Raw genomic sequence first — 22,715 nt, forward strand, 5'->3', positions numbered from 1 at the left:
CCGCTTGCTAGCCGGTCTTGTTGGCGGCAACGTCCAGCACAACCTCGAATTCCAGCAGCGTCGCGCCTGTCGCCACGGGGTTGGCCCGGTGGCCGGCATGGGCTTCGATGGCAGGCCCTTTCGCCCACGCCTGGAATGCTTCATCGGACTCCCAGTGTGTCACCACGAAGTAGCGGTCCTCACCCTTGACCGGACGCAGCAGCTGAAAGCCGAGGAAACCGGGTTGGTTCTCCACCGCGTGCGCGCGATGGGCGAACCGCTTCTCCAGCTCGGGGCCAGCGTCGGCGGGTACTTCGATTGCGTTGATCTTCACCACTGGCATTCCGCTAGGCTACCGCGGCCCCTCGCCCGTCGAACTCGAGGGCGCTACACGCAAGATGGTCATATGCCCGGCGATCTGCTGACCTGCCACGGCGGCCAAGGCGCGCCGTTGGTACTGGTGCACGGCCTGATGGGCCGAGGCACCACCTGGTCGCGGCAGCTGCCGTGGCTGACCCGTTTGGGCACCGTGTACACCTACGACGCACCGTGGCACCGCGGCCGCGACGTCGACGATCCGTTTCCGATCAGCACCGAGCGGTTCGTGGCCGATCTCGGCGATGCGGTGAGCGGGTTGGGGGCACCGGCCAGGATGGTCGGGCACTCGATGGGTGCCCTGCACTCGTGGTGTCTGGCCGCGCAGCGTCCCGATTTGGTGTCGGCCCTGGTGGTCGAGGACATGGCCCCGGACTTCCGTGGCCGCACCACCGGCCCATGGGAGCCCTGGCTGCACGCCCTCCCGGTCGAATTCGATTCCGCGCAACAAGTATTCGATGAATTCGGCCCGATCGCGGGGCAGTATTTCCTGGATGCCTTCGATCGCACCCCAACGGGTTGGCGGTTGCACGGCCACACGTCGCGATGGATAGAGATCGCCGCCGAGTGGGGCACCCGTGACTACTGGTCGCAGTGGCGGGCCGTGCGGGCGCCGGCGCTGCTCATCGAGGCCGGCAACTCGGTCACGCCGCACGGCCAGATGCGTGCGATGACCCAAACCGATTCCCCGACAACATATTTGGCGGTCAAACAGGCGGGTCACCTGATCCACGACGAAGCGCCGCGGGTGTACCGCGAGGCGGTCGAGTCATTCCTCGCCGGCTAACCCGAAGCGGCCGTCTGGAGTCTGGGTCACCAACCCGTCGGCGAGTAGCGAATCCAGTGCCCGGTCGCGCTGAGCGCAATTGGTTAGCCACGCCACGTCCAGCTGGGCGCGCGTCACCGGTGAATCGTTGGTCCGCAACACATCCAGCAATCGCCCGCGGACCTGACGGTCCGTTCCGGCGTAGGTCTGGACGCGTCGCGCCGGACCCTGCGCCGGCGGGTATCCGGCCAGCCGCCACGTGCACCGGTCCAGGGGACATAGCCCGCATCGCGGGCTGCGCGCGGTGCACACCGTCGCGCCCAGTTCCATCAGTGCCACCGAAAACTTCGGCGCCGTGTCGTCGCGCGGCAGCAGGGCCGCGACGTCGGCGTGATCGCGCGCCGCGGCGGCCGCGGCGGCGTCGGCCAGGCCGTGTACGGCGCGGGCCATCACCCGTCGCACATTGGTGTCCACCACAGGTACAGCGTGGCCATAGGCGAAGCAGGCCACGGCGCGCGCGGTATAGCTGCCGATACCGGGCAGCGTCAGCAGGGTTTCGACGTCGTCGGGAACCACGTCGCCGTGGTCGCGGGCGATGACCGTGGCGCATTCGTGCAGCCGCTTGGCCCGCCTCGGATAGCCCAGCTTTCCCCAGGCGCGCAGGACGTCGGCCGCGCTGGCGGCGGCCGTGGCCGACGGGGTGGGCCAGCGTTGTACCCAATCCGGCCAGATCGCCAGCACCCGGGCCACCGGCGTCTGCTGCAACATGAACTCGCTGACCAGGATCTGCCACGCGCTGATTCCGGGTTCGCGCCACGGCAGGTCGCGGCGCGATCGGTCATACCAGTCGATGAGCTCGTTCGGAGGGACGTTCATTCGCCCGTGCGGCATGATGTGTGCCATGCCCAACACCAGCCCGGTAACCGCGTGGAAAGCACTCAAAGAGGGTAACGAGCGATTCGTGGCCGGCAAGCCGCAGCATCCCAGCCAGAGCGTCGATCACCGGGCCAGCCTGGCCGCGGGTCAAAAGCCCACCGCGGTGATATTCGGCTGCGCGGACAGCCGGGTGGCCGCCGAGTTGCTCTTCGATCAGGGCCTGGGCGACGTGTTCGTGGTACGCACCGCCGGTCAGGCGATCGATTCGGCGGTCCTGGGCTCCATCGAGTACGCGGTGACGGCCCTCGACGTGCCGCTCATCGTCATCCTCGGCCACACCAGTTGCGGTGCCGTCAAGGCGGCGATACAGGCGATCGATGACGGCGCGATACCGGCCGGTTTCGTCCGGGACGTGGTGGAGCGGGTCGCGCCGTCGATCCTGATGGGCCGCCGCGACGGGTTGAGCCGGGTCGACGAGCTCGAGGAACGCCACGTGCGCGAGACGCTGGCGCAGCTGGTGGCGCGTTCGACGGCGATCGCGGAGCGGGTCGCGGCCGGCACGCTGGCGGTAGCGGGCGTCACCTATCAACTCGCCGAAGGGCACGTGGTGCTGGTCGACCACGTGGGCGATATCGGCGAATAACGGCCTCTTACACGCCTGCTGGCCAGCTAACATCGCGACACGCCGAGGCGGGTCGGGCAAAACCACGTGACCTGGCCCTACGGTGTGAATGTGCTGGATCTGGAACCGCGTGGCCCGCTACCGACCGAGATCTATTGGCGGCGCCGGGGCCTGGCCCTGGGCATCGCGGTAGTAGTGATCGGGATCGTCGTCGCCACCGTCATCGCCTTCATGAGCAACAACGCGGGCGCAAAACCCGCCAACGCCGACAAACCCAACTCCGCGCAAAGCAAGCCGGGATCGCCCGCACCCCAGGCGCCCCCGCCGGTGGCGCCAGAAGGGCCCGCACCGGTGCCGGCGCCGCAGGGCCAAAACCCGGAGTCGCCGACACCCACCGCCGCAGTGCAGCCGCCGCCGGTGCTGAAGGAGGGCGATGACTGCCCCGATTCGACGCTGGCCGTCAAGGGACTGACCAACGCTCCCCAATATTTCATCGGTGACCAGCCGAAATTCACCATGGTCGTCACCAACATCGGGCTGGTGTCCTGCAAGCGTGACGTCGGGGCCGCGGTGCTGGCGGCATACGTGTACTCGCTGGACAACAAGCGGCTGTGGTCCAACCTGGACTGCGCGCCGTCCAACGAGACGCTGGTCAAGACCTTCACCCCGGGTGAACAGGTGACGACCGCGGTCACCTGGACCGGGATGGGGTCGGCGCCGCATTGCCCGCTGCCGCGGCCGGGAATCGGGCCGGGCACCTACAACCTCGTAGTGCAGCTGGGCAACCTGCGCTCACTGCCGGTCCCGTTCATCCTCAACCAGCCGCCGGCGCCGCCGGGTCCGGTGCCGGGTCAGCCGGCGGTGCCGCAGCCCGAAGCGCCGCCCGGGGTTCCCCCGGGTCCCCCTACGGGGTAACCGAGCTCAGCTCAGCGGGTCGGCGATCGTCGACTCCGCCAAATGCGACAACCCCTCCCGCACGTGGCGGGCCCACATCGTGCCGATGCCGTCCACCGATTGCAGGTCGTTGGCGCTGGCCGCCAGCAGGCCCTGCAGCGTCCCGAACGCCCTGACCAACAAATCCACGTGGGCGAACTGCAGCCGCGGGATACCGGCCATCGCGCGATAGCCACGGGGGCTCAGCGCCGAGTCCTGCGCCTCGGCGGTCGTCGGATACCCGAAAACCTTTGCCAGCGAAGTGAAGTCGAGCAGCTCGGTGTCCGACAGGGCGTCCAGTTCGCCAAGGGTGGCAGTGATTTGCGCTTCGGACAGCGGTTCGGGGCTGGCGTGATAGTCGCGCACGATCAGCGCGCGGGCGGTGTCGTTGCCGCCCAGCAGCTCCTCGAGCTGCAGCCGCAGCTGACGCCCGTCGGTGCCGAGCTCGACGCAGTCGTAATCGATCGCCAGCCCGATCCGCCGGACCAGCTCCAGCCGCTGCACCACCGTCATCGCGTCGCGCAGCGTGACGAAGTCCTCGATCTCGGCCCGCGACAGCTGCCTGCTGACCTCGTCGAGCCGGGCCTTGTAGCGTTCCAGGGTCGCGATGGCCTGATTGGCCCGCGACAGGATGGTCGCGGAGTCCGCCACGACGTGCCGTTCCCCGGCGACGTAGACGGTGACGATGTTCATCGAGTGGCTGACCGAGATCACCGGGTGGCCGGTCTGGATGGCGGCCCGTTCGGCCGAGCGGTGCCGCGTTCCCGATTCGTCGGTGGGGATCGACGGGTCCGGGACCAACTGCACATTGGCGCGCACGATGCGGCTGCCGTCGGTGGACAGCACGACGGCGCCGTCCATCTTCGCCAGCTCGCGCAGCCTGGTCGGCGCGTAACGGACGTCGAGGGCGAAGCCGCCGTCGCAGATGGCCTCGACGTTCTCGTCGTTGCCGAGCACGATCAGCGCACCGGTGCGGCCGCGCAGGATGCGCTCGAGGCCGTCGCGGAGCCCGGTGCCGGGCGCCAGCCGGGCGATGGTCTCACGCAGGGTCGGACGGGTCACAGCGTGCATTCTGCGGCCCGATTGGGCACTGCGTCTAGCCACGTCTAGCCACTGAGGCCCGGAATCGCGTTGCCGCGGTGGTCGCCGATGTCGACCATGTGCTCCAGCGCGGCGCCGATGGTGGGTGCGCGCAGCGCCCGCATACCCGGTGGCACGATCTCGCGTCGCGGGTCGTCGCCGTCGGGGATCAGCGCGATGTTGAAGCCCTGCCGCGCGGCTTCGCTCAGCCGCCGTTCCATGCCGCTGACGCGGCGCAGGTCGCCCGCCAGGCCCACCTCGCCGATCATCACCGCCGTCGTGGGCAGCGGCAGCTTCGCATACGCCGACGCCAGCGCCACGGCGACCGCCAGGTCGGACGACGGATCGGTCAACCGCATGCCGCCCACGGTGGACAGGTAGATGTCGTTGACGGCGATCGCCAGCCTGGCGTGCTTTTCCAGCACGGCCGCGATCATCGCCGCCCGCGAGTGGTCGATTCCGCTGACGGCGCGGCGCGGCGAACCGCCGGACGGCGTCGCCAGCAGCGCCTGGACTTCGCCGATGAGCGGTCGCTTGCCGTCCAGCGTGACCGTGATCGCGGTGCCTGCGACCGGCGCGGGCCGTTGATCCAAGAACAGGTTCGACGGATCGGCCACGCCTTCAATGCCGTTGTCGTGCAACATGAAACAGCCGACCTCGTCGGCAGCACCGAACCGGTTCTTGATCCCGCGGACCATCCGCAGCGTGCCGTTGCGGTCGCCCTCGAAATGCAGCACCACGTCGACGAGGTGCTCGAGTGACCGCGGCCCGGCAATGGCCCCGTCTTTGGTGACGTGCCCGACGAGGATCAGCGCGACGTCGCCGGCCTTCGCGGCGGCGGTCAGCCTCGCCGTGACCGCGCGCACTTGCGTAACGCCCCCCGCGACACCATCGGCCTCGGTGGTGGACATCGTTTGCACCGAGTCGACGATGACCAGCGCGGGCTGCACCGTCGCGATGTGGTCGAGCACGGTGTGCAGATCGGATTCGGTGGCCAGATAGAGCTCGTCGCCGCCGCAGCCAATCCGGTCGGCGCGCAACCGGATCTGGCCGGCGGACTCCTCACCGGAGATGTACAGCGCGCGCCTGCCGGACTGCGCCCAGCGATGGGCGACCTTGAGCAACAGCGTCGACTTGCCCACGCCCGGATCGCCCGCCAGCAACGTCACCGACCCCGGCACCACACCGCCGCCCAGAACGCGGTCGAGTTCATCCACGCCCGTCGACCGGTGCCGGCTGACGTTGGGCGCAATGGAATTGATCGGGACGGCTTGCGAGCTCGATCCCGAAGCCAGGCCCACCCGGCGACCGTTACCGCCGACCGCGCTGAGCACCGCTACCTCGTCGACCGTGCCCCACGTGCCGCACTCCAGGCAGCGACCCACCCACTTGGCGGTGACATGCCGGCATTCCGAACAGCGGTATTGCGAGCGCACGTTTGCCACGCCATGACGGTATCGGGCTGGACCGACAAGCCCGGCCGCACAGAACGGCGAGTCGTGCCTCAGGCGGGCTGTGGCCCCAGCCCGGCCGAGATCGGCACCAGCACGCTGGCCTGCCCGGCCTTCTCGAAGTTGAAGGTGAAGTTGTAGGTAAGGCCGTTGGTGATGGGCTTGGCGAGGGCGACGGTCGCCTTGGCGGCATTGCTCGAACCGAGGGGTCCCGGCGCCACCTTCGCGCCTTCGGGCGTACCGACGAAAAGCATCCCGCCGGCGGGCAGTCGCGCGTCGCCAGTGACGGTCACCGTTCCGATGTCGCTTGTCACGCCCAGCAGCCGGTCCGCGACGTCCGGCGACTGATTGACGGCGACCAGCACCAGGTCCACTGTTCGGCCCGGCTGAATGTAGTCGCCGGTCTGCACGGCCTGCATCCGGATGTCACGCAGCGCCACGTTGTTGATCGTGACCTTGTTGCCGTTGACGGCGGGCTCCTGGGTGGCCATCTGCGAGATCTGCCCGGCGCCGCAACCCGTGAGCGCGACGGCGATCAAGGCGACCAGGCCGATCTTGAAGCGGTTCACTCATTGCCTCCTGCTGGGCCTCGCGCCGTCGTACGGCCGTTCCATCGTGCAACTATGCACAGTAGTAGGAAGGCCATCGGAGCGGTAGCGCAGGGCACCAGACCAGGGCCGCAGGGGTCCGGACGGGGTACCCGGACAGGTCAGCTGAGGACGTTGGTACTGTGTTCCAGTGCACGTTCTTCTCCGCCTGTCAACCCCTAATTCGCACGTGTTGTGCCCCTGACCTGCACCGTTGTTCCGCATGAGTCGGCCCGCCGTGCTAGCATGAAGTAACGAAAGGGGCTCCAATCAGATGATCTTCAAGGTCGGCGACACCGTTGTCTATCCACACCACGGTGCTGCGTTAGTCGAGGCGATCGAAACCCGAACCATCAAAGGGGAACAAAAAGAGTATCTCGTCTTGAAAGTGGCGCAGGGGGACCTGACCGTTCGAGTACCCGCAGAAAACGCTGAGTACGTCGGTGTCCGCGACGTCGTCGGCCAAGAAGGCCTCGACAAGGTTTTCCAGGTGCTGCGCGCTCCCCACACCGAAGAGCCCACGAACTGGTCGCGCCGCTACAAGGCGAACCTGGAAAAGCTCGCCTCCGGTGACGTCAACAAGGTGGCCGAGGTAGTGCGCGACCTGTGGCGTCGCGACCAGGAGCGCGGCCTGTCCGCCGGCGAGAAGCGCATGCTGGCCAAGGCGCGCCAGATTTTGGTTGGCGAGTTGGCGCTGGCCGAGAGCACCGACGACGCCAAAGCGGAGACCATCCTCGACGAGGTTTTGGCCGCCGCTTCCTGAAAGCCCAGAGGCTCTGGTGGTCGGGGCAGCGGGCGGCATAGTCGCAATCGTCCCGGCCGCGGGCTCGGGTGAGCGACTGGCGGCCGGGATTCCGAAAGCATTCTGCGAGCTCGGTGGCCGCACCTTGCTCGAATGGGCCGTCTCGGGGCTGTTGAAGTCGGGGGTCGTTAACCATGTTGTGGCGGCGGTGCCTTCCGATCGCATCGACCAGGCCAAGCAAGTCCTGGGTGCCCAAGCCGTCGTCGTGGCCGGCGGCGCCGGTCGCACCGATTCGGTCAACCTGGCTTTGTCCGCCCTGCCCGGCCAACCGGAATTCGTGCTCGTTCACGACGCCGCCCGGGCGCTGACGCCGCCGGATTTGATCGTGCGGGTGGCCGAGGCGTTGCGGTCGGGCCACGCGGCCGTCGTGCCCGCGCTGCCGCTGTCCGACACCATCAAGGCCGTGGACGCCAACGGGGTGGTGCTGGGCACGCCGGAGCGGGCCGGACTGCGCGCCGTGCAGACCCCGCAGGGCTTCGCCACCGACCTGCTGCTGCGCGCCTACGGGCGCGCGGGTACCGCCGAATTCACCGATGACGCGTCGCTCGTCGAGCAACTCGGTGGCCAGGTACACGTGGTCGACGGCGACCCGCTGGCATTCAAGATCACCACCCAGCTGGATCTGTTGCTGGCCGAAGCGATCGTGCACCGGTGAGCGAACTGCCGAGGGTCGGGCTGGGTACCGACGTGCACCCGATCGAACCGGGCCGGCCCTGTTGGCTGGTCGGTCTGCTGTTTCCCGGCGCCGACGGTTGCGCCGGCCATTCCGACGGCGACGTCGGAGCTCACGCGCTGTGCGACGCCGTGTTGTCGGCCGCGGGGCTGGGCGATATCGGCGGCGTCTTCGGCATCGACGATCCGCGCTGGAAAGGCGTCAGCGGCGCCGACATGTTGCGCCACGTCGTCGATTTGATCGCGCAACACGGCTACCGGGTGGGAAACGCCGCGGTGCAGGTGATCGGCAACCGGCCCAAGATCGGCCCGCGCCGCGCCGAGGCGCAGGAGGTGCTGTCGGGTCTGCTGCGGGCGCCGGTATCCGTGTCGGCCACGACCACCGACGGCCTGGGCCTGACCGGGCGGGGCGAGGGCCTGGCTGCCATCGCGACGGCGCTGTTGGTCCCGATCGGGGATGCCCGCTAGCCCATCGACCCGAGATCGGTGACGAAACGCGTGGTCCGGGGCAATAATCAACGTGGGCGGGGCTCGATATAGGAGTGCAAATGAAGAAGCCGACAGCCGCGCTATTGACAGCCATGGCGCTGGGGGCAGCGCCGTTGGCCCTAGCTCCGGTGGCGCACGCCGATGTGTGCGCCGGCGCCGACGGACGCCACGTCGCCGTGGGTGGATGCAGCCACGTCGCCGGTGATGTCGCGGCCGGCGCGGCCATAGCGGCGGCCACCGAGCCGTACTGGCCGGGCGAGGTGCCGTGTTACTCGGTGGAGGGCGTGCCGTATTACACGCCCGATGGCGACCCCTGCTAGCGACAAGCAGTCCGCCGCTCGATCTCGAAGGGTCGGGCGTCGCCGCGGCCCAGCCCTGAGGACCGGGGAAATCGGAACCAGCAGGTAAGCTGGCACGTCGTGACCGATCGCGCCCGCATGCGGCTACACGACACCGCGGCCGGTGCCGTGCGTGATTTCATTCCGCTGCGCGAGGGCCATGTCTCCATCTACCTGTGTGGCGCCACGGTGCAGGGCCTGCCGCATATCGGCCACGTCCGCAGCGGGGTGGCCTTCGACATCTTGCGCCGCTGGCTGATCGCCCGCGGCTACGACGTCGCATTCATCCGCAACGTGACCGATATCGACGACAAGATCCTGAACAAGGCGGCCGCGGCATGCCGGCCTTGGTGGGAGTGGGCGGCCACGTACGAGCGCGCTTTCAGCGCGGCCTACGACGCCCTGGATGTCTTGCCGCCGTCCGCGGAGCCGCGGGCGACCGGGCACATCACGCAGATGGTCGAGTTAATCCAGCGGCTGATCGAAAAGGGCCACGCGTACACCGGCGACGGCGACGTCTATTTCGACGTGCTCAGCTATCCGGAGTACGGCCAGCTGTCCGGGCACAAGATCGACGACGTCCACCAGGGCGAGGGCGTGGCCAGCGGCAAGCGAGACCAGCGTGACTTCACGCTGTGGAAGGGCGCCAAGCCCGGCGAGCCGTCATGGCCCACCCCGTGGGGGCGCGGACGGCCCGGCTGGCACACCGAATGCGTGGCGATGGCGCGCGAGTACCTGGGCCCGGAATTCGACATCCATTGCGGCGGAATGGATTTAGTGTTTCCCCACCATGAGAACGAAATCGCGCAGAGCCGCGCCGCCGGTGATGGGTTCGCCCGCTACTGGCTGCACAACGGCTGGGTGACGATGGGCGGGGAAAAGATGAGCAAGTCGCTGGGCAATGTGCTGGCCATCCCGGCGATGTTGCAGCGGGTGCGGCCCGCCGAACTGCGCTACTACCTGGGCAGCGCGCATTACCGGTCGATGCTGGAATTCTCCGAGACCGCCCTGCAGGACGCCGTGAAAGCCTATGTCGGCGTTGAGGATTTCCTGCACCGGGTGCGCAGCCGGGCCGGCGCGGTCGTGCCCGGCGAGTGGACACCGCGCTTCGCCGAAGCGCTCGACGACGATCTCGCCGTCCCGGTCGCGCTGGCCGAGGTGCATCATGCCCGCGCGGAGGGCAACCGGGCCCTCGACGCCGGCGATCACGAAGGCGCGTTGAAGTACGCCGGGTCTATCCGCGCCATGATGGGCATCCTGGGCTGCGACCCTCTCGACGAACGCTGGGAGTCTCGCGACGAAACGTCCGCCGCACTCGCCGCCGTCGGCGTGCTGGTGGAGGCCGAGCTGGAGAGCCGGCAGAAGGCCCGCGAAGAGCGCAACTGGGCTCTCGCCGACCAGATCCGGGATCGACTCAAGCAGGCCGGCATCGAGGTCACCGATACCGCCGACGGGCCGCAGTGGGAGCTGCTGGCCGGTCAAGACAAGTAGGCCGCCTAGATGGCCGGTAACTCGCGGCGCCGCGGAGCGATACGCAAACCCGGCACCAAGAAGGGCCCCACCGTGGGCTCGGGCGGACAGCGCCGCCGTGGGCTGGAGGGGCGCGGTCCCACCCCGCCCGCGCATCTGCGTCCCAACCATCCCGCCGCCAAACGCGCCCAGCAGCCGCGGCGGGCGGCCAAACGCACCGACGAAACCGAAACCGTGTTGGGCCGCAACCCAGTGCTGGAATGCCTGCGTGCCGGCGTGCCGGCGACCGCTCTCTTTGTAGCGCTCGGCACCGAAGCCGACGAGCGTCTAACCGAATCCGTCTCTCGTGCAGCGGATTTAGGGATCGCGATCCTCGAGGTACCGCGCACCGACCTGGACCGGATGACCAGCAACCACCTGCACCAGGGCATCGCGTTGCAAGTGCCGCCGTACAACTACGCCCACCCCGACGACCTGCTCGCGGCCGCCGCCAAATCGCCGCCGGCGCTGCTGGTCGCGCTGGACAACATCTCCGATCCCCGCAATCTCGGTGCGATCGTCCGTTCGGTCGCCGCGTTCGGTGGTCACGGCGTGCTGATCCCGCAGCGACGTTCGGCCTCGGTGACGGCGGTGGCGTGGCGCACCAGCGCAGGGGCGGCGGCGCGCGTTCCGGTGGCGCGGGCCACCAATCTCACCCGGGCGCTTCAGAATTGGGCCGATGCCGGCCTGCGGGTGATCGGATTGGACGCCGACGGTGACACCGCGCTCGACGACCTGGACGGCACCGACCCGACGGTGGTGGTCGTCGGCTCCGAGGGCAAGGGACTCTCGCGGCTGGTTCGGCAGAACTGCGACGAGGTGGTGTCCATCCCGATGGCCGGTCAGACAGAATCGCTGAACGCGTCGGTGGCCGCCGGTGTGGTGCTCGCCGAAATCGCCCGTCAGCGAAGGCGTTAGTTGACCGGCCGTCTTGTCGCCGCCCTGCTGGCGCTGGCGGTGCTGCTTGCGTCGCCGGCGTCTGCGCAATCGCCCGGCTTTGATCTGCAGGCCCATCGCGGCGGGCGCGGCGAGACTACCGAGGAATCGCTGCGCGCATTCGCCAAATCGCTCGGATTGGGGGTCAGCACACTCGAACTCGACGTCGGCATCACCGGGGACGGGCAGCCCCTGGTATGGCACGACCCGACGATTCAGCCCGAGAAGTGCTCCGACACCGCGCCCGTCGTCGCCGGCGACCCGCAGTACCCCTACGTCGGCAAGCTCGTGCACGAGCTGACCCTGGCGCAGATTCGCACCCTGGACTGCGGCCGCCGGCTCGAGGAGTTCCCGCGGGCGGAAGTGGTGCGGGGCAACAAGGTCGCGACCCTGCCGGAAGTGTTTGCGCTCGCCGATTCGTATCGCGCCGACGTCCGCTACGACATCGAAACCAAGGTGGAAGCCGATGACCCGAGCAGATCGGCCGGCCCGCAGGAGTTCGTCGACGTGATCCTGGCCGCGGTGAGAGCGGCGGGCAAGGTCGACCGTGTGGAGATCGAGAGCTTCGACTGGCGCACGCTGCCCATGGTGCACCGGGCCGAGCCGTCGATTCCCTTGGTGGCCTTGTACAACGAGGAAACCTGGGCGCCCGGCTCTCCGTGGGTCGCGGGCGAAAATGTGGCCACGATCGGGGACCCGATGATCGGGGCGTTACTGGTTGGCGCCAACATCCTCTCGCCGGACTACCAACAGGTCACCGGCAAACCCTACGTCGATCGCGCGCACGCGCTGGGGCTCAAGGTGATTCCCTGGACCGTCAACGACGCCGACACTATGCGTGCGGAGATCGCTGACGGCGTCGACGGCATCATCACCGACTACCCAGCGCTGTTGCGAGGTGTGCTGGCCGAGCTCGGAATGCCGCTGCCGCCAAAGGTCTAGGCCTCGGCCTCGACCTCGACTAGCCAGCCACGCTGTCGGCCAGAACACCGATGTCGTCGAGATCCTGTCGGCGGCTGCGCTGGTTGGCGCGGGCTGCGCGCCAAATCATGCCCGGACGCAGCAGCCGGGTCGCGGGATCGACGAGTGCTGTCACCCTGAAGAACTGATTGAATGCGGTGGTGTCGTATTCGGCCGCGGCGAGCACGCGATCGACGTATACGTTGAGCAGCCGGGTGACCAGCGGGGGTGTGCCGTCGATTTCGGGCAGGGACAGGTCGGGATTGGCCGAGAGCTCCCACGCTTGGCGGATCGGCACCTTCGCGGCTCGGAAAAACCTCCGCGCCAAATCCCTTGTGCCGCTGGACAAGCATTCGCGCAGCGCCAGCGCCTCCAATGCGGCCACCGTCATGCCCTGGCCGTAGATCGGGTTGAAGCTGCAGATCGCATCGCCGATAACCAGCAAGCCCTCGGGAAATCGCCGCATCTTGTCGTAGCGGCGCCACTGACTGGATGGCTGACGGTGCCGCGTGGGCTCTCCCACAGGTTCGGCGGCTCGCACTGCGGCGAGCATGTGGGCCGGTGCGTAGTCCTCGACGAACTCGCACATCGCCGCGATGTCGGCGGGCGGCTCGTGTCCTGCCATTCCGAACACGGTGAACATCCAGGTGTCGTTCTCGCAGTGCAGAATTCCCAGCCCGTGCGGGCGACCCGGCACGACACCGACGAGGAAACCGCGTTCGTGCAGCGCGTCCGGCGCCATGCGCAGCAGCTGGCTCACATAGGTCAGCTGCACCGAGACATGATCCTCGCGCGGGCGGTCGTATCCCATCCGGTTCAGCCACAGCGGGGTGCGGGCTGCGCGCCCGGTGGCATCGACCACCAGATCGGCCCTCAGCGGGGCGACTTCGCGGGTGCGACGATTGACCATCTGCGCTCCCGTGACGCGGTGGTGGTCGGGAGTTGATGTCAGCTGCACGATGTCGTGCTCGTCGAGCAGGGTGACGTTGGGGACGCTGCGTAGCCGTGCGCGGACGTGTTCCTCGATGAACGGGCGGGTCGCGAGATAAGCGGTAACCGAGGTGGCGCTGCCGGTGCGCGCCATCAGGTGCCCGCCCAATTCGTAGTGCAGCCGCGACAGGTCCCGGCCGTCGATGTAGTGCGCACCGTCGAGGACCAGCTGATCGAGGATGCCGGGGAACAGTTCCTCGAGCACCTGGGCGCCGCGGGGCAGCAGGCCATGGAGGTGCCGGCCCTGCGGCACGCCTCGACGAGCCTCCGGGTTGGCGGGAAGGGCGCCGGGCAGCGGGTCGCGCTCGACCACCGTGACTGCTTCGTAGAACTCGCTCAGCGACCGCGCGGCCAGCAGTCCGGCCATGCTCGCTCCCAACACCACCGCTTTGTTGCCGATCTTGGCCATGTCTCTGCCTTTGCTCAGCGCTTATCTGACGAAAGCCATGCTCACGGCCCGCGGGTCGGGGCCGATAGCGTAGTCGACTACTCCACTAATGCGTGTCACGCGAAACGCGGGAAAATCGCCGTGCGTGGGAATCACTGCGGGAACTCGTGCCTACCGGCAATCGTCTGCCCGCGCTGCGGCGTGCTCGCAGACGAGATTGGCGCCTGAAGCTTTTGGCCAGGACCTACCGCCGACCCTAGATGCCCAGCAGCCGCGCCGATCCCCACAGCGCCACCACCGCCACCGCCAGCGCCGGGGGCACCGTGCACAACCCGAGGCGGGTGTATTCACCGACGCCGGCGTCGACGTCGTGCTGGCGTAAAACCCTCCGCCACAGCAGGTTCGACAGTGAGCCGACATAGGTCAGGTTGGGTCCGATGTTGACTCCGATCAGCACCGCCAGGATGACAACCGGGCCGCTGTGCGCGACCAGTGGCAGCAGCACCAGCGTCGCCGGCAGATTGTTGACGACGTTGGCGAGCACGGCGGCCACGGCGGCGATCGCGAGCAACGCGGACAGTCCCGAACCCGACGGCAGCACCGCGGACATCGCCCGGCCCATCCCGTTACGCATCACCGCCTGCACGACGACGCCCAGCGCCAACACGAACACCAGGAACGACGGCTGCGCTGAGCGCGCGATCTCCACGACCGAGGTGTGCCCACGGCTCAGGCTGCGCACCGCCAGCACCGAGGCGCCGACCAGCGCGACCCACGCCGGCGCCACCCCCACGGATTGGCCGACGGCGAACCCGGCGAGCGTCAGCCCGACGACCACCAGCACGAACACCGGCGGCCGCGGCGCCGGCCCGGTGTGCTCCGGGTCGGGCTGGACGCGCAGGTCCCCGGCGAAGAACAAGCGGAACACCCCGTAGAGGACGGCCACGGCGCCCACCCACGGCAACGCCATCGCCAGGGTGAACTTGGTGAACGAGAGGTTGGCGGTGTGAAAGGCCAGCAGGTTGGTCAGGTTCGACACCGGCAGCAGCAGCGAGGCGCCGTTGGCCAGGTGGGCGGTCGCATACGCGTAGGGCCGCACCGGCGTCCGCAGCCGCCGGACGGCGGCCAGCACCACCGGGGTCAGCAACACCACCGCGGCGTCCAGGCTCAGCACCGCGGTGATCAGGGACGCAATGCCGAACACCCGCAGCAGCAGGCCGGCCGACCCGACGCGCCCCTGGGCGATCGCCGCGCCCGCGGCCTCGAACAGGCCCTCGTCGTCGCACAGCTTGGCCAGCACCAGCACCGCACCCAGAAACGCGACCACTCCCGACAGCCCGGCGACCTCGTCGGCCGCCTGACGAACCGAGATCGCACCGAGCGCGATCAGGATCGCGGCGGCCGGAACCGCCGCCACCGCCTCGGGCCAGCCCCGGGGCCGGGCAACCGCAAACCCGAGAACGACGGCGAGGAGCAGCAGGCCGAGGGTCAAGGCCATGCGGCACGGCTCCTAACGCTGAATGCGGTGACGCCGCATCGTACCTGCCAGCGGCCGAATCTCGCGCGCGCTGAACGGCGGCGGGATCGGTTACTCTACGTCGATCCTTTTGACTGCCCGGGGAGATCGGAATCGATGTCGGAGCCAGATGCCGTTGCGGCGCTTCCGCGCCGGACGATGCACGCGCTGGACCTACTCTCCTTCTCGCTGGCCGACGTTCGTGATGGTTTGGGCCCGTATCTGTCGGTATATCTCCTGCTGACCCATCATTGGGATCAGGCTTCCATCGGATTCGTCATGGCGGTCGGCGGTATCGCCGGCGTGGTGGCGCAGACACCGGTCGGCGCGTTGGTCGACAAGACGACCGCGAAGCGAGCCCTCGTCATCGGCGGCGCCGTGGGGGTCGCCGCCGCCGCGCTGGCGATGCCGCTGCTGCCCGGCTTCTATACGATCTCGTTCCTGCAAGCCGTCACCGGGATCGCCGGCTCCATCTTCAATCCGGCGTTGGCCGCGATCACCCTGGGCATCGTCGGCCCGAAATTATTCTCCAGGCGGGTCGGACGCAACGAATCGTTCCGGCATGCCGGCACCGCGTCGGCCGCTGCGGCCGCGGGCGGGCTCGCGTACTTCTTCGGTCCCGTGGTGGTGTTTTGGCTGTTGGCGGCGATGGCGGTGATCAGTATCGTCGCGACGCTGCGTGTCCCGCGTGACGCCATCGACAACGACGTCGCGCGCGGCATGGACAAGGTAACCGGAAAGCGGCACCGGCAGCCGTCGGGATTCGCTGTGCTGCTGCGCAATCGCCGATTGATGATCTTCGCCGCGGTAGTCTTCGCCTTCCACTTCGCTAATGCGGCGATGCTGCCGCTGGTCGGGCAGGAGCTCGCACTGCACAACAAAGAGCTCGGGACGGCGCTGATGTCGGCATGCATCGTCGCCGCGCAGGTGGTCATGGTGCCGGTGGCATACCTCGTCGGCACCAAAGCCGATGTCTGGGGCCGAAAGCCGATCTTCTTGGTCGGTTTCGCCGTGTTGACCGTGCGTGCTTTCCTGTACCCGCTGTCGGACAACTCCTACTGGCTTGTCGGCGTGCAGTTGCTCGATGGTGTCGGCGCCGGCATATTCGGGGCGTTGTTTCCGATCGTCGTCCAGGATGTCACGCATGGTACGGGCCGGTTCAACGTCAGCCTCGGGGCGATAACGACCGCGTGGGGGGTGGGTGCCGCGCTGTCGAATTTCGTTGCCGGCGGGATAGTGGTAGCCGCCGGGTACGGCACCGCGTTCATGTCACTCGGCGCGGTCGCCGCGGCGGGATTTGCCCTCTATCTGATCGCGATGCCGGAAACACTGGCCGGATCCGCTTCACGCCCAGGGGTTTTCGCGCCGCCACACCGTGGGCATGTGCAGCCCGACGCCGTCGCGTCCGGCCAGCTCGTCGAGGACGGCGATGGACGCGTCTAGGTCGTCGCCCGCATAGGGCAAGGCCCGCAACGGTTTCGACAACGGCTGGAAGAAATCGTCCCAGTGGATCAGGATCGCCCTGCGCGCACCGACCGCGCGCACGGTCTCATTCCAGTAGGCATCCAGGTACGAGCGCGGCTGTACGCCCAGCTGACCGACGCTGAGGTAGACCGCGTCGGCGCGGTGCCCCGCCAGCGCGCCCTCGACGTAACCGGCACTGCCCTGGATCAGCAGGCGCTGCCCCGACGGCAGGTGGTGCACCAGCGTCGACCATGCCTCACCGCAGCGGTAGGCCGATACCTTCACCGGCGGCGTCAGTGGCGCGTCGATCACGCCGGGAAACCGGTCGGGTGGACAGTGGTGCGACTCCACCAGCGTTACCTCATAGGCGCCCAACCGAATTGGCTCGCCGGAGGCCGCGACGACGAGGCGGTCTTCGGGCAGCCCGTATCCGCGCCCGACGTTGGCCGCCGACTCGCCCCCGACCAGCTGCGCGCCGGTGCGGTCGGCGACCAGCGCGGAATCCATCACGTGGTCGATGTGCGTGTGCACCGGGATGACGGCCACCAGCCGCGACACCTTGGCCCGGGCCAGGCAGCCGTCCACCCGCACCGGTGACGGCGAGAGCTTGCCGGCCGCGACCCGCGCCAGGCCGGGGCGGGAGAAATAGCCGTCGGTCATCAGCGCGCACGATCCGTCGTCGAGCAGCAGCGTCGCCACACCCATCCAGGTCACCGAAAGCGAACCGGCCTCGGCCGCGGGCACGTCGAACCGATCCGAATAACGCGCGATGTCGGGGCGACCGAGCCGCAGGCGCATCAGAGGAAAGACCTGACGTCGACGCCGGCAGCGGTGAGCCGCTCGCGCACCGCGGCCGCGATGGCCACCGCGCCCGGCGAATCACCATGCACGCAAACGGATTCCACGCTGACCGGAATCTGGGCGCCGTCGATCGCGGTGACCTGGCCCGCGGTCACCATTGTCAGCACGCGCTCGGCGATCGCCGCCGGGTCGTGTAGCACCGCACCCGGTTCGCGACGGGAAACCAGCTGGCCGTCCGGGCGGTAGGCGCGATCGGCGAACGCCTCGGCCACCGTGCGCAACCCGACGCGGGTGGCTTCGTCGAAAAACGCCGAGCCCGCCATGCCCAGCACCGGCAGCTCGGTGTCGACCAGGCGTACCGCCTCCGCGACGGCGGCGGCCTGCTCACGGTTGGTCACGATCGTGTTGTACAGCGCGCCATGAGGTTTCACGTAGGACACCGTCGAGCCGGACGCCTGCGCGATAGCCTGCAACGCGCCGATCTGGTAGACGACGTCGGCGACGAGGTCCTCGGTCGCGACGTCGATGAACCGCCTGCCGAAGCCGGCCAGGTCCCGGTAGCTGACCTGCGCGCCGATGCGCACGCCGCGCTCGGCGGCCAGGCGGCATACCCGCAGCAGGCCGGCGGGGTCGCCGGCATGGAAGCCGCACGCCACGTTGGCGCTCGTGACGATGCCGAGCATGGCGTCGTCGTCCCCGAGGCGCCAGACGCCGAAGCCCTCGCCCAAATCGGCGTTCAGGTCGATACCGGCCATCCGCCTAGCTTATTGGGGCGTTAAACGGGCGTCTGCCGTCGCCGCCCCAGGAACCAGCAGAACAGATAGATCACGAACGAGATGCTCGCGACGAAAACCGACACCGGGACGCCGGGCGCGAGCGAGAGCACGATGCCCCCGACCGCCGACACCTCGGCGAAGATCACCGACGCGACCATCGCCGCCGCCGGCGAGGTGACCACCCGAGCCGCCGCGGCCGCGGGCGTGATCAGCAGCGACATCACCAGCAGCGCCCCGACGATCTGCACGGCCTGGGCGGCCACCACGCCGACCAACGCGGCGAACACGATGCCCAGCGCGCGGACCGGCACGCCGCGCGCGGCCGCGACGTCGGGGTCGACGGTGGCGAACAGCAGCGGGCGGTAGCACGTCGCCAGCGCGACGATGACGAGCAGACACACCAGCGCGAGCATGGCCAAACCGGTGTAACCCACCCCGACGATCTGACCGGTTAGCAACGCGAAGCTCGTCGCCGTGCGCCCCGGATACAGCTGGATGAACAGGACGGCCAGGCCCAGCCCGAACGCCAGCACCACTCCGATCGCCGAGTCCCGCTCCCGCGTCCGCTGGCCGAACAGGCCGAACAACACGGCTGCCAGGGCACTGCCGATCAGCGCGCCCAAGCCCACCTCGAACCCGACCAGCAGCGCGAATGCCGCTCCGGTGAGAGACAATTCGCTGGATCCGTGCACGGCGAACGACATCTGGCGCATCACGATGAACGGCCCGATCAGCCCGGCCACCAACCCCAGCAGCGCGGCCGCCAGCAGAGCCTGCTGGACAAAGTCATGGGCGAGCAGGTTGGCGGTGACGTCGAAGGCGAACAGGTGGTCCAGCATGTCGGCGAGGCGGTGGTTCATCACGCGTGCCCATCGAAGCGCGCCGGATCGCCCACTACCGCATAGCCGTCCTTGGCCTTGACCACCTCGATGTCGGCGCGGTAGAGGGCCGACAGCGTCTCGGTGGTCATCACCTGCTCGACGGTGCCGATCCTGAATCGGCCGTCGACCAGATACAGCACCCGGTCCAGGTAGGGCAGGAACGGGTTGATCTCGTGGGTGACGACGATGACCGTGGTGCCGGCGTCGTGCCGGCGCCGATCGATCAGTGCCGACACCAATTTCGTGTTGGCAGGGTCGAGGGTCAGCAATGGTTCGTCGCACAGCAGCAGCGCCGGGTCGCTGACGAGCGCCTGCGCGATCCGCACCCGCTGCAGCTCGCCGCCGGACATCACGCCGACCGGGACGTCGGCCAGGTGTTCGCCGTTGACCTGCCGCAGCGCCTGCCACATCACCGCGCGCCGTCGGGCCCGATCGGCGGATCGCAGCGGCGCGCCGCCCCAGCGGCGACCGTCGATGCCGAGCCGGACCAGGTCGCGCCCGCGCAGCATCACGCCCCGATCGATCGGGCGGTGTTGCGGCACATAGCCGATGTCGCCGCTGCCCGCCGTGATCGGCTTGCCGTCCACCAACGCGGCGCCCGCGGTCAGCGGGAGCTGTCCGAGCAGGACCCGGAGCAACGACGTCTTGCCGCTGCCGTTGGGACCCAGCACGACAATGAACTCGCCCGGCGAGACCGACAGGTCGAGGTGATCCCACAGCACGCGATCCCCGAACGCCAGCCGGGCACCGGTCAGAGCTACAGCGGGACGGTCGACGGGCGGGACCGCTTGGGCGCTCACCGGCTCGACCGCAGCGCGGCGAGCAGCTGGTCGACGGTGTTGCGCTGCCAGGTCAGGTAGTCGGTGCCGTCGGGCAGCGTCTCGGTCACTTCGGTGACCGGCACGCCCGCGCGCCTGGCCGCGGCTGCCACGCTGTTGATGGCGGAGGTGGACGTCTGAGGGTTGACCAGCAGCGCCGAAACTTGCCGGTGGTCGATCAGATCGAGGACCGATGCCATGTCGGCCGGCGCGGGGTCGGTCTCGTTCTCGTTGGCGGCGGAAAAGGCGGCGGGAGTGCGATCGGTCAGGCTGGAGGCCTGAAGCAGGTAGTCAGCCACGGGCTCGGTCGCGATGACTCCGGCGTGGGGGTACGCGCTGGCGATGGCGTGTTCGGAGAGGGTGATCGAGTCGGCGCCGCGGCAGAATTCGGCCGCGTTGGCTCGATAGTCGGCGGCATTCGCCGGATCGATGGCCGCCATCCGGTCGGCGATTGCGGAGGCAACCGCTTTGGCGACGCTCATGTCGTAGAAGACGTGCTCGTTGGGCGGTTCGCCGGGATTCGCGCGACCGGCAAATGAGTAGGCGTCAACGGGTTTGACGGACCGATGCCCGGCCAGCACCTGGTCCACCCACGGGTCGTAGCCGCCGCCGTTGTAGACGACCAGGGCCGCGTCGATGATCGCCGCGGCGTCCGATGGCTTCGCCTGATACGAATGCGGATCCTCATCCGAGCCGCTCAGGATGGACTTGACTGCGACATGGTGGCCGACGACGGCTCGTGCCACGCTGCCCCAGACGTCGGTGGAGGCTACGACGGTCGCGGCCTGCGGGTGTGCCGAATTGGCGATCCCGCAGCCGGCGAGCGCGCTCGCGGCCGCCAAGCAAGCGATGATGGCCGACAGCCGCCGCGTCGGATCTACCAATGCCATTCGTGTCCCATGTCCGCCGATGTGAGCCCGCTGAGTTCGTCGGGCAGCTTAATACTAATGACAATCGTTTCCATTAGGAAACGAGGGGTCGAGGTTGCGTAGGCGCCGACGGGGATCCGCTGTAGCGTCACCGAACGTGAGTCCCACCCCCCGCCGGCGTGCGACTCTGGCGTCGTTGGCGGCCGAACTCAACGTCTCGCGCACCACCGTCTCGAATGCCTTCAACCGCCCGGATCAGCTCTCCGCCGACCTTCGCGAACGGGTGCTCGCGACGGCCAAGCGGCTCGGTTACGCCGGACCCGACCCGGTAGCGCGATCGTTGCGGACCCGCAAAGCGGGGGCCGTCGGATTGGTGATGGCCGAACCGCTGACCTACTTCTTCAGCGATCCCGCGGCGCGGGATTTCGTTGCGGGAGTGGCACAGTCGTGTGAGGAGCTGGGGCAAGGCCTGCTTCTGGTAGCCGTTGCGGGAAGCCGAACACTCGAGGACGGGACCGCCGCCGTGCTGGGTGCCGGGGTGGACGGCTTCGTCGTCTACTCCGTCTGCGACGACGATCCCTATCTCCAGGTGGTGCTGCAACGTCGGCTGCCCGTCGTGGTGGTGGATCAGCCCAAAGACCTGTCCGGGGTATCCCGCGTCGGCATCGACGACCGGGCGGCGATGCGAGAGCTCACCGACTACGTACTGCGGTTGGGACACCGTGAAATCGGGCTGCTGACCATGCGGCTGGGCCGGGACCGCCGCCAGGGGCTCGTCGACGCCGGGCGGCTGCGGTCACCGGCGTTCGACGTGCAGCGCGAGCGCATCGTTGGCGTGTGGGAGGCGATGAAAGCCGCCGGCCTGGACCCGGATTCGCTGACCGTGGTGGAAAGCTACGAACACCTCCCGGCGTCGGGCGGCGACGCGGCCAAGGCGGCGCTGGAGGCCAATCCGCGGATCACCGCGTTGATGTGCACCGCGGACATACTGGCCCTGTCGGCGATGGATTACCTTCGCGCACACGGCATTTACGTGCCAGGCCAGATGACGGTCACCGGGTTCGACGGCGTGCCCGAGGCGATCAGGCGCGGGCTGACGACGGTCGCGCAGCCGAGCCTGCAAAAGGGTCGCCGGGCGGGCGAACTGCTGCTGAACCCGCCGCGGTCGGGTCTGCCGGCGGTCGAGCTGTTGGACACCGAGCTGATTCGCGGGCGTACCGCCGGTCCGCCCGCTTAGCCGGATTCGGTGTCGCCGATCAGCAACCGCACGGCCAGGTCCAGCCGCTTGCTGACGTCGGTCGCCGAGGCCCGCCGGGTGAGCCACGCGAGCAGGTTCGACAGCCACACGTCGGAGATCACCCGGGCGATGTGGTACTGGTCCTCGGTCGGCTCCCTGTCGGCCATCGCACGCGCGAACATGGAGTCGATGAGCTTCTCGACCTGGTCGACCTCGCTGGCCGCGGATGCGTCGGCGAAAACATAGGCGCGCGTCATCGCCTCGGTGAGTAGCGGATTGCGCTGCATCGCGCGGTTGAGCTTGCCCACCATGAAGTTCAGCCGCTGAAACGGGGTGCCGCCGGCAACCGCGGAGCGGTCGGTTTTGGCATCGATGCGGCTGAACTCCCGCCCCAGGGCAGACACCAGCAGATGCACCTTCGACGGGAAATAGCGGTACAGCGTCCCAACCGCCACATCGGCCCGGTCCGCCACCGCGCGCATCTGGACCGCCTCGTAGCCACCCTTCGACGCGATGGCCATGGTGGCGTCCAGGATGCGTTTGCGGCGCTCCCGCTGTGCCTCCGAGCCCAGCTCGGATTCCGCCAATACCGCCACGTTT

General features: G+C 68.6%; 25 protein-coding genes. 12 read left to right on the forward strand and 13 right to left on the reverse strand.

Annotated features, from left to right (window positions below):
* Positions 1–7 precede the first annotated feature (7 nt).
* Complete coding sequence (gene mhuD, locus A5747_RS22660) at positions 8–322, reverse strand: mycobilin-forming heme oxygenase MhuD (RefSeq protein ID WP_076128504.1); 315 nt, start codon at positions 320–322, stop codon at positions 8–10.
* 63 nt (positions 323–385) lie between these two features.
* Here mhuD and A5747_RS22665 point away from each other — a divergent pair, with 63 nt between their 5' ends.
* Complete coding sequence (locus A5747_RS22665; RefSeq protein WP_076128505.1) at positions 386–1,141, forward strand: alpha/beta fold hydrolase; 756 nt, start codon at positions 386–388, stop codon at positions 1,139–1,141.
* Here A5747_RS22665 and A5747_RS22670 read toward each other — a convergent pair.
* Positions 1,124–2,023 (reverse strand): A/G-specific adenine glycosylase, encoded by a 900-nt coding sequence (locus A5747_RS22670; protein ID WP_076128507.1) that lies wholly within the window; start codon positions 2,021–2,023, stop codon positions 1,124–1,126. The genes A5747_RS22665 and A5747_RS22670 overlap by 18 nt on opposite strands.
* Here A5747_RS22670 and A5747_RS22675 point away from each other — a divergent pair.
* Positions 2,022–2,639, forward strand: coding sequence for a carbonic anhydrase (locus A5747_RS22675; protein WP_076128509.1), 618 nt, complete (start codon positions 2,022–2,024; stop codon positions 2,637–2,639). The genes A5747_RS22670 and A5747_RS22675 overlap by 2 nt on opposite strands.
* A gap of 90 nt (positions 2,640–2,729) precedes the next feature.
* Positions 2,730–3,533 (forward strand): hypothetical protein, encoded by an 804-nt coding sequence (locus A5747_RS22680; RefSeq protein WP_139333493.1) that lies wholly within the window; start codon positions 2,730–2,732, stop codon positions 3,531–3,533.
* 6 nt (positions 3,534–3,539) lie between these two features.
* On the opposite strand, the gene disA is transcribed toward A5747_RS22680, so the two are convergent.
* The 3 genes from disA to A5747_RS22695 are packed head-to-tail and all read right to left on the reverse strand — an operon-like array spanning position 3,540 to position 6,651.
* A complete protein-coding gene (gene disA / locus A5747_RS22685; protein ID WP_139333492.1) occupies positions 3,540–4,622 on the reverse strand; it encodes a DNA integrity scanning diadenylate cyclase DisA in 1,083 nt (360 codons plus the stop codon).
* Between the two features lie 35 nt (positions 4,623–4,657).
* Positions 4,658–6,076 carry a DNA repair protein RadA gene (gene radA, locus A5747_RS22690; RefSeq protein ID WP_076128515.1) on the reverse strand — a complete coding sequence of 473 codons (1,419 nt, stop codon included), beginning with the start codon at positions 6,074–6,076 and terminating at the stop codon, positions 4,658–4,660.
* A 59-nt stretch (positions 6,077–6,135) separates the two neighbouring features.
* Positions 6,136–6,651 carry a hypothetical protein gene (locus A5747_RS22695; protein ID WP_076128517.1) on the reverse strand — a complete coding sequence of 172 codons (516 nt, stop codon included), beginning with the start codon at positions 6,649–6,651 and terminating at the stop codon, positions 6,136–6,138.
* Between the two features lie 292 nt (positions 6,652–6,943).
* On the opposite strand from A5747_RS22695, the gene carD reads away from it, so the two are divergent.
* The 7 genes from carD (at position 6,944) to A5747_RS22730 (ending at position 12,357) form a co-directional block, all read left to right on the forward strand.
* On the forward strand, positions 6,944–7,432 hold the full coding sequence (carD, locus tag A5747_RS22700) for an RNA polymerase-binding transcription factor CarD (RefSeq protein ID WP_003419482.1): 489 nt from the start codon (positions 6,944–6,946) through the stop codon (positions 7,430–7,432).
* A 16-nt stretch (positions 7,433–7,448) separates the two neighbouring features.
* Positions 7,449–8,126 (forward strand): 2-C-methyl-D-erythritol 4-phosphate cytidylyltransferase, encoded by a 678-nt coding sequence (ispD, locus tag A5747_RS22705; RefSeq protein ID WP_076128518.1) that lies wholly within the window; start codon positions 7,449–7,451, stop codon positions 8,124–8,126.
* Positions 8,123–8,611, forward strand: coding sequence for a 2-C-methyl-D-erythritol 2,4-cyclodiphosphate synthase (ispF, locus tag A5747_RS22710; RefSeq protein WP_076128520.1), 489 nt, complete (start codon positions 8,123–8,125; stop codon positions 8,609–8,611). Before ispD ends, ispF begins: the two co-directional genes overlap by 4 nt.
* A gap of 80 nt (positions 8,612–8,691) precedes the next feature.
* Positions 8,692–8,952: a hypothetical protein gene (locus A5747_RS22715; RefSeq protein ID WP_076128522.1), complete on the forward strand. Its 261-nt coding sequence runs from the start codon at positions 8,692–8,694 to the stop codon at positions 8,950–8,952.
* A 99-nt stretch (positions 8,953–9,051) separates the two neighbouring features.
* Complete coding sequence (gene cysS / locus A5747_RS22720) at positions 9,052–10,461, forward strand: cysteine--tRNA ligase (RefSeq protein ID WP_076128524.1); 1,410 nt, start codon at positions 9,052–9,054, stop codon at positions 10,459–10,461.
* A 9-nt stretch (positions 10,462–10,470) separates the two neighbouring features.
* Entirely contained in the window at positions 10,471–11,397 is a 927-nt protein-coding gene (gene rlmB / locus A5747_RS22725) for a 23S rRNA (guanosine(2251)-2'-O)-methyltransferase RlmB (RefSeq protein WP_076128526.1), read from the forward strand.
* Positions 11,398–12,357, forward strand: a complete 960-nt coding sequence (locus A5747_RS22730; RefSeq protein WP_076128528.1) for a glycerophosphodiester phosphodiesterase — start codon at positions 11,398–11,400, stop codon at positions 12,355–12,357. It abuts the gene before it with no gap.
* A 19-nt stretch (positions 12,358–12,376) separates the two neighbouring features.
* On the opposite strand, the gene A5747_RS22735 is transcribed toward A5747_RS22730, so the two are convergent.
* The gene (locus tag A5747_RS22735) at positions 12,377–13,774 is read right to left on the reverse strand and encodes an NAD(P)/FAD-dependent oxidoreductase (RefSeq protein ID WP_076128530.1); all 1,398 of its coding nucleotides are present in this window, start codon (positions 13,772–13,774) and stop codon (positions 12,377–12,379) included.
* Between the two features lie 235 nt (positions 13,775–14,009).
* Positions 14,010–15,251 carry an SLC13 family permease gene (locus tag A5747_RS22740; RefSeq protein ID WP_076128532.1) on the reverse strand — a complete coding sequence of 414 codons (1,242 nt, stop codon included), beginning with the start codon at positions 15,249–15,251 and terminating at the stop codon, positions 14,010–14,012.
* Positions 15,252–15,386: 135 nt separating this feature from the next.
* Between A5747_RS22740 and A5747_RS22745 the strand changes: the two genes are divergently transcribed.
* A complete protein-coding gene (locus tag A5747_RS22745) occupies positions 15,387–16,712 on the forward strand; it encodes an MFS transporter (protein ID WP_076128534.1) in 1,326 nt (441 codons plus the stop codon).
* Here the strand turns inward: A5747_RS22745 and A5747_RS22750 are convergent.
* From A5747_RS22750 to A5747_RS22770, 5 genes are read right to left on the reverse strand one after another with little or no spacing between them, the layout of a single operon-like run.
* Positions 16,614–17,531, reverse strand: a complete 918-nt coding sequence (locus A5747_RS22750) for an MBL fold metallo-hydrolase (RefSeq protein ID WP_076128536.1) — start codon at positions 17,529–17,531, stop codon at positions 16,614–16,616. The two genes, A5747_RS22745 and A5747_RS22750, sit on opposite strands and share 99 nt — an antisense overlap.
* The gene (locus A5747_RS22755) at positions 17,531–18,289 is read right to left on the reverse strand and encodes a LamB/YcsF family protein (RefSeq protein ID WP_076128538.1); all 759 of its coding nucleotides are present in this window, start codon (positions 18,287–18,289) and stop codon (positions 17,531–17,533) included. Before A5747_RS22755 ends, A5747_RS22750 begins: the two co-directional genes overlap by 1 nt.
* 20 nt (positions 18,290–18,309) lie before the next feature.
* Positions 18,310–19,170 carry a metal ABC transporter permease gene (locus A5747_RS22760; RefSeq protein ID WP_076128540.1) on the reverse strand — a complete coding sequence of 287 codons (861 nt, stop codon included), beginning with the start codon at positions 19,168–19,170 and terminating at the stop codon, positions 18,310–18,312.
* Positions 19,170–19,991 (reverse strand): metal ABC transporter ATP-binding protein, encoded by an 822-nt coding sequence (locus A5747_RS22765; protein ID WP_076128542.1) that lies wholly within the window; start codon positions 19,989–19,991, stop codon positions 19,170–19,172. The genes A5747_RS22760 and A5747_RS22765 overlap by 1 nt, the downstream gene beginning before the upstream one ends.
* Positions 19,988–20,899 carry a metal ABC transporter solute-binding protein, Zn/Mn family gene (locus tag A5747_RS22770; RefSeq protein ID WP_076128544.1) on the reverse strand — a complete coding sequence of 304 codons (912 nt, stop codon included), beginning with the start codon at positions 20,897–20,899 and terminating at the stop codon, positions 19,988–19,990. The genes A5747_RS22765 and A5747_RS22770 overlap by 4 nt, the downstream gene beginning before the upstream one ends.
* 136 nt (positions 20,900–21,035) lie before the next feature.
* Between A5747_RS22770 and A5747_RS22775 the strand changes: the two genes are divergently transcribed.
* On the forward strand, positions 21,036–22,115 hold the full coding sequence (locus A5747_RS22775) for a LacI family DNA-binding transcriptional regulator (RefSeq protein ID WP_076128546.1): 1,080 nt from the start codon (positions 21,036–21,038) through the stop codon (positions 22,113–22,115).
* Here A5747_RS22775 and kstR read toward each other — a convergent pair.
* On the reverse strand, positions 22,112–22,711 hold the full coding sequence (gene kstR, locus A5747_RS22780; RefSeq protein ID WP_198938248.1) for a cholesterol catabolism transcriptional regulator KstR: 600 nt from the start codon (positions 22,709–22,711) through the stop codon (positions 22,112–22,114). The two genes, A5747_RS22775 and kstR, sit on opposite strands and share 4 nt — an antisense overlap.
* Positions 22,712–22,715 lie beyond the last annotated feature (4 nt).

Origin of the sequence: Mycobacterium sp. IS-836 (assembly GCF_001954275.1) — a bacterium.
Classification (GTDB): domain Bacteria; phylum Actinomycetota; class Actinomycetes; order Mycobacteriales; family Mycobacteriaceae; genus Mycobacterium.